Below are 14,121 nucleotides of genomic sequence, written 5' to 3' on the forward strand. Positions count from 1 at the left end.
AAACTCAGCACTCTCTTTTTGTGATTGCTTTGCCATAATTTTCAATATATAAAATTTAAAAATTACGGACAGCGTTTATTTTATACTCTCATAAAAAACGATGGAATATTTACTCATCTCCAATTTCAATACACTGAAAATGATATCATTACAATTAATGCTCATCGAATTGGGTATAACCCTACTCAAATTATTGTGAACTTAAGTGAGTTAGACATTAATTAAGCATCTTATTCTCGATCAAATATCAATGCAGTAATGGATTATTTATCCTACCCATAAAAAGAGGCTCTTTAGTTTGTTTATGTTGAATGATAAATGAAAAAGGTCTATCAAAAATGATTTCTTGGTAGTCATTAAGATCAAGACTTCTTGAAACTTTAGCAACTGTTGCTGCAACAGCTATAGTTCCAATTTCATCTACTTTAATATAATTTTTTTGACACAATTTACTTACATACAAATCATTTTCTGACTGTTTAAAAAGTCTCCTGAAATCTGCTCCACTTTCAAAAGCAAGCTCAATTCCATGTTTTCTTAGTATATCTATGAAATCTATCTCTTTTTCTAAGACAAATTTTGGAAAAGAAAACTGTACTTTTTTTTCTGTTAATGAGTTTTCTATTAGGTATTTATGAATATCAAAATTGTCTTTTGATTGATAGATTAACATCTCATAATCACCTTTATAGGGTAAAACGATAAGTTGTATATCTTGATTATTAATTAATTTGATAGTTGATGTTTTAGAGACATACTCTACTTTAATTTTTTCATCTGAATTCAAATAAAAATCATTTTCATATGTCATTTTTTTATCAAATACCTCTTCCCATTCATCCTTAAAATAAAGTGCATTCAATAGAATTATTTTATCCATTGGGGAAACAGACTCAACCATATTTTTGATTTTATAATCTGTATTTTCATAAAACCATTGATTGATATGAGTAGTGATCTTTTTTCCTTTATTTATAAAATCTCCTGATTTAATTTCAACATTATAATTCTCTTCCAATATTTTTTTATAAGTAGTATTTAAAGAAAAGTCTTTTGGATACCAAAGTGCATTAACATTAGAAATAGAATTAAAAAAAAGACTATTCAACTTAATATTATAAGCATTTAATAAAACTATTTCATCCCATGTAAATCCTAAAAGTTGTATTATTTCTTGTTGAGTTTCAAAAGTTGACGCATTTGAAAGTAAACTTAATACTTGATAAAGGCTAAATGGTGAATAAAAAAAGTTTTCGTTTGAACTGATATTTAAGTCTTGCTGAAGATGATTGGAAGTATTTTGTAGTGGTGTCTTTTTTATATTTTGAGCATTACTAACATTAAAAAAAAAGACTAAAAAAAATAAGTAAAGTAAGATATATTTATACATAAAAATTATTATTTTCTGAATATGAACAACTTCTTTACCAATTTTTTATAAATACAATTATATTAAAGGTAGACTATTTATATCTTAATATTTTTTACAATGAAATTGAATAACAAACTATTACTGCTAGCATTTTTGCTTTGCATATCTTCGTTCAAATTGCATGCAAATGTAAGTGTCCCTAACATCTTCAACAATGATATGGTTATACAGGCTGATGAATCTATCAGTATTTGGGGGACAGCAAATCCAAACGAAAGAGTTTCTGTTTCTCTTGGTACTAATCATGGAGAAATAGTGACTGATGATAATGGCTTTTGGAAAGTGAATTTAAAGAAAATGAAATATGGACGAAATTCAAATAATGCAGATCAAGAAATTCAAGAAGCGAATCTACCAAACATCAGATTTTTCCAAGTTCCTCTGAAAGATCATAAAGAAGAACAAAATACTATTGATGCTAAATGGGAAGTTTGTTCTCCAATGACTGTCAAAAATAAATCTGCTGTTGGCTATTTTTTTGGAAAAAGACTAAACCAAGATTAAAAAAATGTTGCTATTGGTCTTATTGATATTTCTTATGGGGGTGCTAATATTCTAACTTTTATGGACAAAGCAACATTGGAAAATGCACCATATAAGGACAAAATAGAACACAATGAAGTTCATCGAACAGAAATTGTTCAAAACATTATTAAAAAATGGGAAGATGAAGGCAAAAAAGGACAAAAACCTCATAACAGTGAACAACACTTCTCTTCATTGTGCTATAATGCAATGGTTCATCCATTAATGCCCTTTCAAGCAAAAGGAATTATTTGGTATCAAGGTAAAACAAATGCTTGGCAACCAAAAGTATATATAGATTGGTTTGGCGAGTATGTAAAAATGATGCAGCATAAATTGGACAATGAAAAGTTACCAGTATATTATGTTCAACTAGCAGGCTTTGAAAAAAATGTAGGTGGTGACGGATGGGCTAATTTTCGTTTAGCACAAGCTGAATGTCTCAAATTTCCATATACTGGTATGGTAACAGCCATGGATGTCGGCGAAAGAGATGATATTCACCCAAGAAACAAACAAGAAGTTAGCCGAAGATTAGCTCTTCTTGCTTTAGAAAGAGATTATAAGAAAATCAAATTTGGAGAAAGTCCATCTATAGAATCGATAAAAGAAGATGATGATACATTAACTTTAACTTTTAAGAATGTAGGTAAAGGACTTAAAATTAAGGAAGGTGAAAAAGTAATAGGATTTACTGCTTATTTATCAAATGGAAATAAAGTCGATGTTGAAGCTACTATTACTAAGAAAAATACAATTGTAATCAAGAATAATAATTATGTGACTATAAAATATGCATTTAAAAATTACCCTGATTGCAATGTTTATAATAGTTCAAACCTTCCACTGTTTCCATTTTCTAAAGATCTTAAGCAAACACTTTAATAGACTTTAATTAGGGAGTAAGTGACATCTAATGTTTCAATTTATACACTAAGTTACAAATGAAACATTAGATGTTATTTTTGTCAATAAAATACAATTTTATGGTATGGCTAAATTTTTCAATTAATTTTGCTATATCAAAATATTATCAATTATAACATTCTTCCAATAATGGAATTAAACAATTCAGAATATCAGATCCAGGGTGTGCCGGTAACGGAAATTGCAAATGAGTTTCAAACACCCGTTTATGTTTATGATGCAGATAAAATTATTAGCCAAATCTCTACATTAAGAGATGCTTTTAGTGGTGTAAATCTGAGAATTAAATATGCGATGAAATCTTTATCTAATTTAAGTATTTTAAAGTTAGTGAAAGGTCATGGAGTTGATTTAGATTGTGTTTCTATTCAAGAAGTACAATTAGGTTTACAAGCTGGGTTTCCAAAAGAGAGAATTTTATTTACGCCTAACTCTGTTTCTTTTGAAGAAATTCAAGAAGCTGTTGAATTAGGAGTTGTAATCAACATTGATAATATAGCAATTCTTGAACAATTTGGTGATGTTTACCAAGGTTCAGTTCCTTGTGCAATTCGTATTAATCCACATATTACTGCAGGTGGAAATGCTAAAATTCAAGTAGGACACATTGGTTCTAAATTTGGTATTTCTATTTTCCAAATGTCTCATGTGAAGAAAGTTGTAGAAAGCCACGGTATTAATGTAGTGGGTCTTCATATGCATTCAGGTTCAGACATATTGGATTCTGAAGTATTTTTAATGGCAGCGAATGTGATGTTCGATTGTGCGAAAGACTTCCCTAATCTACAGTTCATCGATTTAGGATCTGGATTTAAAGTAGCTTATAAAGAAGATGATATTATAACAAATATCCCTGAATTAGGTAAGAAAATGTCTGCTGCATTCCAGGAATTCTGTGCTTCTTATGGTAGAGATTTAGAGTTATGGTTTGAGCCAGGTAAATATTTAGTTTCTGAATCAGGACATTTATTGACAAAAGTAAATGTATTAAAGCATAGCCCTGCCGCTGTGTTTGTTGGCGTTGATTCAGGTTTAAATCACTTGATTAGACCAATGATGTACGATGCTTATCATCACATCAAAAACGTATCAAATCCAAATGGTCCAAACCGTGTTTATGATGTGGTTGGTTACATTTGTGAAACGGATACATTTGGTTATGATCGTAAAATCAATGAAGTTCATGTAGGTGATATTCTTTCAATTGAGAATGCTGGAGCTTACTCATATAGCATGAGTTCTAATTACAACTCTCGTTTTAGACCTGCAGAAGTTTTAGTTTTCAATGGTGTTCCTCATCTAATTAGACAAAGAGAGACACTTGAAGATTTAACTCGTGGACAAGTAGATATCTTTTCTCAGATTCCTGTAAATGAAGAATCTACTATTGATGAATAATAAATTAATTGAATAAGATAGATAAGCTTTTCGACTTTGGTTGAAAAGCTTTTTTTATGCTTCTTTTCTTAAACTATTTACATAAGAATATTTCCCGTCATATACTTTTGAAGTGGCTATATAATAGTAACAGATTGCGTCTAATATTGCCTCTCTTTGATTAGAAGTAAGAATTAATTTTTCATTCAAAGTGAAAAACATTTTCTCTGCTAATTTCCCTAGCCAAATTTTCTTTACACTCTGATTTTTTGTGACTCTAAAAATATCTTCTATGTAGGCCACTAATACATCTTCAATATTATTACTAATTAAGTTATTGAGTGTAAGAACTAAAAAGTCTATTTCTTGAGATTCTTCAACTCCTTCCTTTAGTTGTAAAATAGCCTGAAAAGTTTTCTCTTGAAGACAGTTCAATCTTTCATATTCAGTATCAAGCAATTTATCATCTATTTCTTCTATATAACATAATGATAAAATATAAAGTGCTGATTCAAAATCGCCTTGATATTCATAACATTTTGACCACAGAATAAAATCATCCAATGCTAGTCGTTCAAAATTATCTAATCTTTGATTGTATACAGCAATAATATCTTTGTATTTCTTTTCTTCAAAAAGTATTTCTAGGTCTTTTGTAGACATATTCTAATATAAATTATAACAATAAAATAGTGTAAATGGGTTCTCTTTTTTCACAATGAGCTTTTATACAATATAATAAATTTGGAAGTGTAAATTGGTCACTATTAAATAATTCTTATCTCTTACGTAAGACTTTTCTAACTCTTTCATCAATCTATTATATTTATGTAAACTACTATAGATCGAATATGATACGAGGATTTATGTTAATCCTAGCGATGCTATCACTAGGTACTTACATTAATGAGATAACTGAACTACCTGTTCCAGGCAATGTAATTGGAATGATTATACTATTCCTTTGCCTTTATGCTAAAATTATTCCTTATGAGTGGGTCAAAGACGCTGCTCAATCTTTAACAAGAAGAATGTCTTTATTTTTCATTCCAGCTGGAGTTGGCATGATGGAATATTTGGGAATTTTACAATCCAATTGGTTAATGATCAGCGTTACAATTGTAGGATCAATGTTCGCAGTCATGTTTACTGCTGGTTTTATAGGGGAACGTTTAGGAAAAGAAGAAAAAGATGGAAGTAATTAAACATTTATTTGAAAGTGAAACATTTGCCTTAGCAGCTACACTAGGAATTTTCCTAGTTTTTGAAGCATTATATCAAAAAGTAAAATCACCTTTATTAAACCCTGTTCTACTTACCATTATCACTTTAATCGTTATTTTAAAATCAGCAGGAGTTCAATATGAAACTTATCAAACCAATACAAGAATGATTCATTTCATGTTAGGTCCTTCTGTGGTTGCATTAGGTGTTTTACTATTTGAACAATTAAAGACAATTGGTAAAAATGCTGTTGCCATATTATCTGCTACTTTCCTAGGAAGTGTTATGGGAATTTTATCTGTGATATTAATTGGGAAGCTATTCGGAGCCGAAGAGGATTTGATCATTTCAATGGTTCCTAAATCAGTAACTACTCCTATCGCTATGGCAGTTTCAGCTCAAAACGGTGGTATTCCTTCCATGACAGCTGTTTTTGTAATCATTGTTGGAGTTTTAGGTGCTTCTATTGGCCCTATTATCGTTCCTAAAGTATTCAAAACTGCTATCGCAAAAGGTTTATCTATGGGTAGTTGTGCACATGGAATTGGCACTGCACAAGCTATTCAAATGGGAGTTTTGGAAGGTGCAATCAGTGGACTTTCTATCGGTTTAATGGGTGTTTTCACTGCTTTGACTGCTCCTACTATTCTAGCTTTTTTCTATTAAATATATAAATCAAAAAAGCCTTTGATTATAAGATAGTCAAAGGCTTTTTTTGTCATTAAACTTCCATTAAACCAATTGAGGCTCCAACGAAAGTTTTATTTTTATTGTATTTCACACCAATCATTTCTCCTCTACTCATTCGACAAAGATTAATGATTAATTCAGGTTCATCTGCATTATCTTCCCAGATATACATCATTCTTACCTCAACTTTTACATCTCCTTTATCAGCAGCTTCCACAACTGGAGCGTAATTAATTTTCTTTTGAAGAATATAATCACCTCTATTTTCAATGGCAATTGCATCAATATCTTCCTGTGAAACATGAAAAATTACTCCTGCACCGGCATAAGAATACAATGGTTTCAATACGTAATTTTCAAGATCTATTGGAAAAGTTTCATACGAAGAAAGAAAACGTGTCTCAGGAACATACTTACTTTCTAAGTAAGGCATTAATGATTTACTAATTCTGAAGAACCAGTTTGGATGACCAGACCATTCAACATCCACATCATCAGTTAGTCTAAATGGAATATCCAATGGCTCCCAATTCTCTATTTCATCAAAAATAAGACGATTGTAAATTCTTTTGATTTGAATTCTCTCCCCTTTTTTATTTGTATAGAAAATAGAACGACCTTCTTTCTCAACCTTAGTAATACATACCGTTTCTATTCCTAGTAGCTTTTCAGTCGCAAAAAAATCAGCTCTAGTATGTTGCTTTTCAGGATAAATTTCTAAAAGAATAACTTCCTCTATTTCAAAATCACCTAAGACTACTTTCTTTAATTTTTCAATATATTCTTCTTCAGAATTATTAAAAAAGGGTACTAAGTTAGAAGGTAGATCGTATGCTTTTTTGTACGCTGCTTGCTTGTAAACATTGAAAGCGAATATAGAAGGAAAACCTTGTAATTCGATCATTTGTGGAGTTAAAGCTCCATTTTCATCTTTACAAACCGCAAAATCAACCGCTAAAAAGTTGGTATGAGCATCTTCTTTGGGAACTTTGCAGTCTGCAGGAATTGCTTTTTCTGTAATTTCCTTAAAGTCTTCTCTTTTTAGAACTTTAATAACATCGTTGCTTGCTTCTTCTAATCTTTTCACGAATTCTTTTGGGAAAAAGATAGGCGTTTCAGACATTCTAAAAGCGACATTATCCCCAAATTCTTCCTTAAATTGATTATTTAAAGCTTTATATTTTTCCTCCGTAAACTGAAGGTTAAATTGTTCTCTAAGTGATTTAATCATAACTTATTTATAGCAAACTATACAGTTACTGATTTTAATTGCTGGATCGCATGCTGTAAGAACGCTGGTATAATTGGACGATCAACAATATTCAATCGATTTGGATCTTCTAGAATACGCATGAATTTTTCATATTTCTTCTCTCCAAACTTTTCAATAATACCTTTTTTCTGAGGATCTTGACCAAAATAAGGGACAAGACTACCAGCATCAGCTTCAGGATGAAACTGAGTTCCAAAAAATTCATCAGAAAAACGAATCGACATCACTGCTCTTTCATAATTTGTATGAGGTCTTAACTTTTCAATACAAACTATTTTGGCTCCTACCTTATCTAATTCTTCTTGTTTAACATTTAATAGCTGATGATCACGAGAATCAATAGCATAAAATGTATCATTTAATGTTGATAAGAATGGATCTTGAAGACCGTCTTTTGTTTTATGAATTCTCATTGCCCCAAAAGCAGTAGAATGTCGCGAAGACAACTGTCCTAAACCGAAGAATCTACTTGCCATTTGGAATGAATGACAAATGAAAAACATATACTTCTTTCTTGAATTATTTTGATTATGTTTCCATAATTTATCTAATAATTCGAAGTATTTCGGTTCCCATCCTTCATCTTCTAATGGATTCCCGGGACCTCCTGTAGAAATATAAATATCATAAGAAGTATCAGGTAATTTATCCTCACCTCTTATATCAAAAATATCGTAGGAAACTTCCTCTTTTACGTCTTCTAAAATTTCTTTGATACAACGCATACCTTCATTAGGTACTTTGTTGTACATATCGATTAATGCTAATCTTGAGCGACCCATTAAGTGTTTTCTTTATTAAACAGTTTCTAAGATTTTCTTTTCCCAAGGAAGAGTAATATCTAATCCTTTATTCGTTTCTTGAACAATATATTTAGCTACTTCCTCTAAACTATTTGTAGAATTGTACACCTCTAACTGTCTTTTAGCACCTGTTCCTTTTTCTAATAAAGCAGGAATACCTTCGATCACGTCTCGGCTACCTAAACCATCAACTACATCGTCTACAAAATCTAAGATTTCTAAGATTAAATGTTTAGCTTCAAGTTCTTTACGCTTACCTAAATCAATTAATTTACCTTCCATTCCATATCTCGCAGCTCTCCACTTATTTTCATTAATAAGGGCTCTTCTGTAGATTCTAAATGAAATATTTTGACGCATTAATTTATCCAATTTACATACAATTGCTTGGATTAAAGCAGCAATAGCAATTGTCTCTTCCGTTGTCATTTGTACATCACAAATACGGAACTCAATTGTATTGTAGAAAGGATGCATTCTAATGTCCCACCATATCTTCTTTGCATTATCGATACAGTTTGTCAATTTCAACATCTCAACATATTCATCATACTCAGCAGCACAAGAATAATATTCTGGAATACCAGTTCTAGGGAACTTATCAAATACTTTAGTACGATAAGACATAAACCCTGTATTTCTTCCCTCCCAAAAAGGAGAATTTGTAGAAAGTGCAAAAACGTGAGGCAGAAAATATCTTGCTTGATTCATCAGGTGAAGTGCTTGATTACGGTCTTCAATTCCTACATGAACGTGCATACCAAAAATTAGATTGGAACGAGCAGCATCTTGAAGTTCATTGACAATCTCATTATAACGAGGGTCATCTGTCATCAATTGCTCAGTCCAAGATGAAAAAGGGTGTGTACCTGCAGCAGCTATAAATTGATCCTGATCACCTGCCATTTGGGCTGCCATATTTCTTAATCTTACAACGTCTTTTCTAGCAGCATCCATATCCTCACAGATATGAGTACCCACTTCCAAAACTGCTTTATGCATTTCTGGTTTCACGTGTTCAGCAAAATAAGCTTTATCTTGATCTAGGATTTCATATAAATGAGCTTTCAAAGATAAGTCATCCATACTTACTGTTTGGAACTCCTCTTCGATTCCGATGGTAAATTTTCTACCCATGAGTTTAGGTGTAAATAGTCTTTTGATTAATAGGAAGTAGTAATCTTATTTCTGAGTATGAAATAAGTATGTACCAGCAAGAAGAAAAAACTTTTGCTGGTACATTTATTTAATTAAGCTAATACTGCTTTTTTTCTTGTAGTTGTCTTCTTTGCTGTAGCTTTTTTAGGAGCTGCTTTTTTTGCTGTAGTAGACTTCGCCGCAGTTGTTTTCTTAGCTGTTGTAGTTTTTGTTGTTGTAGCCTTTTTAGCTGGTGCTTTTTTCGCTACAGGTGCTTTTTTTGGAGTTGCTTTTTTAACAGGTGCAATCGCTTCAGTTGCAATTGTTGGAACGTTTGAATTAGCTACACCATTTTTCACGAATGTACCCCAAGTAAGATTATCTTCGCCATCAACATGAGCTTCAGCTCTTTCGATAGCATACTTTGCTGCATGTTCTACGATCCAGTCAAAGTTCTCTTGACCAACAGACTCTAAACCTGCATCTGGTGCTGGGTTACAGAAGTCAATTGCATAAGGAACACCGTCACGAATAGCAAATTCAACTGTATTGAAGTCATACCCTAAAGCATGATTTAATTTCAATACATACTCCTCAATTGTTTTTAATAATTTAGGATCAGTAGGTTGATCTTGATCAACTACATATCTTAAATGGTGCGGATTGTTAGGAGCATAAGGCATGATGTGAACATACTTACCACCTAAACAGTAACAACGGAAGTACTCAGTAAACTTAATTTCTTCCTGTAATAACATTACAAGTCTACCAGTTTGAGCGTGTTTTTTGAACAAATCTTCTTTATCTGTCACTTTGTACACGTCTCTCCAACCACCACCGTCGAATGGTTTCATATATGCTGGAAATCCAACATAATCAAAAATCCCTTGCCAATCCAATGGATAAGCTAAGTTAGAAAACGAGTCTGAATTAGTGTCATCAGGCCACTCATTAGATGGTAACAATACTGTTTTTGGAACTGGCACTCCAACTTTTAATGCTAAAGCGTTGTTGAAGAACTTTTCATCAGCAGACCACCAAAATGGGTTGTTGATTACTGCAGTTCCACAGCTTGCAGCATTCTTTAAGAAAGCGCGATAAAAAGGTACATCTTGAGAAATACGGTCAATAATTACCGCATATTCTGAAGCATCGCCTTGTACTACCTTATCAATGCTTACTGCTTCTGCTACAATACCCTTTGGAGCAATTTCATTAACTTTTGCAATAAATGCAGGTGGAAAACTACGTTCTTTTCCAAAGAGAATACCGATCTTTTTCATAGTTAAAGTTTATATGTATATAAGATTAGGTTACTAAATTTTAATAGGTTATTAACACACTATGGTTGCACATTAAACAATTTTCAAAACGTTATTTGTTCTGTAAATTCCTTAACGGGTGCAAATGTATGGAAAAACAATTACTAATCAATGTACATAAATGTAAATTTTCGATAAAAAAATAGTTCGCTTTAAATTTATTTACCGTATCATTGCACTCGATTTGATAGAAACCACTGTTAAACACTACAAAATCTTATAATTTTCACCCTAAAAAGAGCTTTAAATAATTCAATGATCCATTATCATAATAATGAAGATCAACACTATAAAGATCTTATCATTCAAACGTATTATTCCAACTACTTAAGAAGAGAGGTTACGTTAACATTGTTTATTCCGAATTGCATCGATGAAAAGAAAGTTTTTAAAGCGGCCTTTTTCAATGATGGTCAAGATATGGAAGCAGTGAGAATGCATCCCACTCTAAACCACCTTGTTAATTTACAAGTAATTGAACCTATTGTAGTTATTGGTATCAATTGTAGTGATGTACGTATTGATGAATATGGATGTATTGCTTCAGCCGATTATATGAATCGAGGTGATAAAGCTGTAGATTTTAGTAGATTTATCATTGAAGAGTTGGTTCCGTATATTCGTAAAGAGTATAAAATATCAACAAAACCTGAAGACATTGCTTATGCTGGTTTTTCTTTAGGTGGTTTATCAGCATTTGATATTGCATGGCATTATCCTTCCTATTTCGGAAAAATTGGTGTATTCTCCGGCTCTTTTTGGTGGAGAGATCGCCCATATTCAGATGATTATCATGACGATTTTGATCGAATAATGTTAAGGACCATACAAAATGCATCTAAGAAGGATGGTTTGAAGTTCTGGTTACAGACAGGAACTCATGATGAAACTTCTGATAGAAATAATAATGGTATCATAGATTCTATCGATGATACAATGGATATTATTAAAGAATTAGAAGTAAAAGGTTATAACAAAACAGACGATATTACTTATGTTGAAATTAATGAAGGTGAACATAATTTCAACACATGGTCAGCTGTTTTACCACATTTTCTGAACTGGGCTTTTGGTCATAATAAAGAAATAACTAAAAGTAGTCGTCAAATTTCAGCCGAAAAAAGACATAAAATGTGGTTCAACTTAGATGCAATGGCTGAAGCACCTAATGTTGACATTATGCTTATCAATGATAAATTTGACATGCCTCAGTTAGGTAAAAAACGAGCAGTTTGGGCTCTATTACCCAAAGGATGGGATAATTATAAAGAACGTTACCCAGTTTTATACCTTCATGATGCTCAAAATTTATTCAATAAAAATGCACCTTATGGCATGTGGGGAATTCATAAACACCTTTCCCATATGATTGATCAAGGCAAAAAAATGATCGTCATAGCTATCGAACATGGTGATCAAGAAAGAATAAAAGAATTTGCTCCATTCTCAAATGAACAAGGACAAAGTGGTAATGGTAAAAGATATATCAATTTTATCGTAGATACTTTAATTCCTTATATCAATCGTAATTTCCCTACTCTACAAAGTCGTGAAAATACAGGCATTGGTGGAAGTTCAATGGGTGGATTAGTAAGCTTATATGCAGGACTTTATCGTCCTGAAGCTTTTTCTAAATATATGATTTTCTCCCCTTCTTTATGGTTTTCAGATAAGATATATAACTTGGCTAGAAGAGTTATTCCTCATTTTAAGTCAACATTATATTTCTATGGTGGAGAACAAGAAAGTGAAAAATTAGTGGAGGAAATTCATTCATTAAGAGGAACACTACAAAAAAGAGGTTTTCCTGAGGAAGATCTCCCGTATAAAATTAATCCTAATGGTCTCCATACTGAAACAGTTTGGGGTGAAGAATTCCCTGAGGCCATGGATATACTTTATTTTAATAACTCAAATCAAAAATAACTCGCGGTTGTTATGACTACAAACATTTTAATTGATAACGGTGAAAACTGGGATTTACCTGTACTAGGCATTTATACTAAAAATGCATGGAAAAAGAATATTGAAGACATTTCAAAAGAATGGAAAATTAACACTCCAATTCTAAAGGATGACTTCAAAGCTGCATTAGGTGAGTCTATCGTTCTTCGTAATAAAGACCAAAGAAAAATACTTTTGGGAATTGGAGATAACGCCTCTTTTTCTGAGATTGAAAATGCTGTTCGCAAACACTTTTTTGATCAAAAAAACAAAATGGGTAAATCAGTTTATGTAGATTTAACGCATATTGAAAAAGAATTAAAAAGTGTTATTGATGCTATTATTTCAGGCATTCTTTTAGGCCGCTATCAATTAAAAGGAATGGCTCCTACTCTGGATGTTATTCTAATCGTTCCAAAAAAGAAAAAGGCTAAATATATTCTTCAGATTGAAGATGCTAAACGAGTTGCGGAAGCAAAACTTTGGGCCATGTATTTAGTGGACACGCCTTCTAATATTATTGATCCTCAAGGATTTGCTGATGAAGTAGAAGCAAAAGCTAATGACTTTGGATTTGATGCAACTACCTTCCGTTCACGTCAAGGATTAAAAACACTAGGATTTCATGCGACATTAGCAGTGAATGCTGGAAGCAAGAATAAACCTTCTCTTTCTATCCTAGAATATACTCCCGAAAAACCATTAGCAAATATCGCTTTTGTTGGAAAAGGAGTCACTTTTGATACTGGTGGTATATCAATTAAGAATTCTACCAATATGCATTGGATGAAATGTGATATGGGTGGAGCTGCCGCTGTAGCAGGTGCCGTTGCCGCGATTGCAGCATTAAAATTACCTATCGCTGTAACAGGAATTATCCCAGCAACTGATAATATGGTAGATGGTGCCTCAGTTAAACCGGGTGATATTATTCAAAGTCATTCTGGTAAAACAATCGAAATTATTGATACTGATGCTGAAGGAAGATTATGCTTAGCAGATGGTATTTCTTTCGCATCAAAAATGAAAGATTTTGATCATGTAGTTGACATTGCTACACTAACTGGCTCATCTGTAATGAGTTTAGGGTATGAAGCTAGTGCAATGATGAGTAACAATGATTACACTGCAGATTTATTGCAAATGGCATCAAAAGAGTCAGATGAAAAAATCTGGCAGCTACCACTTTGGGATAGTTATGCAAAGGCGATTCAATCTGATGTAGCAGATGTAAAAAATTACCCTGGCGGTCCTGCTGCAGGAGCTATTTGTGCTGCTAAGTTCATTGAATCATTTTTACCTAAAGAGCAAGCTTGGGCTCACCTTGATATTGCAGGTGTTGCATTTGCTGCTAATGCATATGGTAAAGATCGCAATGCAACAGGCTATGGTGTAAGATTACTATTAAACTTTGCCAAACAACTTATTCAAGAATAAAATAACCTATATATAAATTCAAACTTCTTA

Annotated in this window: 13 protein-coding genes; 7 read left to right on the forward strand and 6 right to left on the reverse strand. The window is 32.2% G+C overall.

Annotated elements, in window-relative coordinates; genetic code table 11:
- Positions 1-247: 247 nt before the first annotated feature.
- Positions 248-1,390: a serpin family protein gene (locus tag ACXAHM_RS23850; protein WP_474965968.1), complete on the reverse strand. Its 1,143-nt coding sequence runs from the start codon at positions 1,388-1,390 to the stop codon at positions 248-250.
- 159 nt (positions 1,391-1,549) lie between these two features.
- Here ACXAHM_RS23850 and ACXAHM_RS23855 point away from each other — a divergent pair, with 159 nt between their 5' ends.
- The 3 genes from ACXAHM_RS23855 to lysA all read left to right on the forward strand — a co-directional run bounded on the left by ACXAHM_RS23855 (position 1,550) and on the right by lysA (position 4,282).
- Positions 1,550-1,936: a hypothetical protein gene (locus ACXAHM_RS23855; RefSeq protein ID WP_474965970.1), complete on the forward strand. Its 387-nt coding sequence runs from the start codon at positions 1,550-1,552 to the stop codon at positions 1,934-1,936.
- A gap of 60 nt (positions 1,937-1,996) precedes the next feature.
- Entirely contained in the window at positions 1,997-2,842 is an 846-nt protein-coding gene (locus tag ACXAHM_RS23860; RefSeq protein ID WP_474965972.1) for a sialate O-acetylesterase, read from the forward strand.
- A 171-nt stretch (positions 2,843-3,013) separates the two neighbouring features.
- A complete protein-coding gene (lysA, locus tag ACXAHM_RS23865; protein WP_474965974.1) occupies positions 3,014-4,282 on the forward strand; it encodes a diaminopimelate decarboxylase in 1,269 nt (422 codons plus the stop codon).
- Positions 4,283-4,336: 54 nt separating this feature from the next.
- Here lysA and ACXAHM_RS23870 read toward each other — a convergent pair whose 3' ends face one another.
- The gene (locus ACXAHM_RS23870; protein WP_474965977.1) at positions 4,337-4,924 is read right to left on the reverse strand and encodes a hypothetical protein; all 588 of its coding nucleotides are present in this window, start codon (positions 4,922-4,924) and stop codon (positions 4,337-4,339) included.
- Positions 4,925-5,112: 188 nt separating this feature from the next.
- On the opposite strand from ACXAHM_RS23870, the gene ACXAHM_RS23875 reads away from it, so the two are divergent.
- Both ACXAHM_RS23875 and ACXAHM_RS23880 read left to right on the forward strand, forming a co-directional pair.
- Positions 5,113-5,466 (forward strand): CidA/LrgA family protein, encoded by a 354-nt coding sequence (locus ACXAHM_RS23875; protein WP_474965980.1) that lies wholly within the window; start codon positions 5,113-5,115, stop codon positions 5,464-5,466.
- Positions 5,453-6,151, forward strand: coding sequence for an LrgB family protein (locus ACXAHM_RS23880; RefSeq protein ID WP_474965983.1), 699 nt, complete (start codon positions 5,453-5,455; stop codon positions 6,149-6,151). The genes ACXAHM_RS23875 and ACXAHM_RS23880 overlap by 14 nt, the downstream gene beginning before the upstream one ends.
- A gap of 55 nt (positions 6,152-6,206) precedes the next feature.
- On the opposite strand, the gene ACXAHM_RS23885 is transcribed toward ACXAHM_RS23880, so the two are convergent.
- The 4 genes from ACXAHM_RS23885 to ACXAHM_RS23900 form a co-directional block, all read right to left on the reverse strand.
- On the reverse strand, positions 6,207-7,406 hold the full coding sequence (locus ACXAHM_RS23885; protein WP_474965986.1) for a hypothetical protein: 1,200 nt from the start codon (positions 7,404-7,406) through the stop codon (positions 6,207-6,209).
- A 17-nt stretch (positions 7,407-7,423) separates the two neighbouring features.
- Positions 7,424-8,230: a type 1 glutamine amidotransferase gene (locus ACXAHM_RS23890; protein ID WP_474965989.1), complete on the reverse strand. Its 807-nt coding sequence runs from the start codon at positions 8,228-8,230 to the stop codon at positions 7,424-7,426.
- A 15-nt stretch (positions 8,231-8,245) separates the two neighbouring features.
- Entirely contained in the window at positions 8,246-9,388 is a 1,143-nt protein-coding gene (locus ACXAHM_RS23895; RefSeq protein WP_474965991.1) for a carboxylate-amine ligase, read from the reverse strand.
- 113 nt (positions 9,389-9,501) lie between these two features.
- Positions 9,502-10,671, reverse strand: a complete 1,170-nt coding sequence (locus ACXAHM_RS23900) for an ATP-grasp domain-containing protein (protein ID WP_474965993.1) — start codon at positions 10,669-10,671, stop codon at positions 9,502-9,504.
- Positions 10,672-10,965: 294 nt separating this feature from the next.
- Between ACXAHM_RS23900 and ACXAHM_RS23905 the strand changes: the two genes are divergently transcribed.
- Complete coding sequence (locus ACXAHM_RS23905) at positions 10,966-12,636, forward strand: alpha/beta hydrolase-fold protein (RefSeq protein ID WP_474965996.1); 1,671 nt, start codon at positions 10,966-10,968, stop codon at positions 12,634-12,636.
- Between the two features lie 12 nt (positions 12,637-12,648).
- Positions 12,649-14,091, forward strand: a complete 1,443-nt coding sequence (locus tag ACXAHM_RS23910) for a leucyl aminopeptidase family protein (protein WP_474965998.1) — start codon at positions 12,649-12,651, stop codon at positions 14,089-14,091.
- The last annotated feature ends 30 nt before the right edge of the window (positions 14,092-14,121 follow it).

This window comes from Flammeovirga sp. AWQ4_249, from assembly GCF_056161045.1.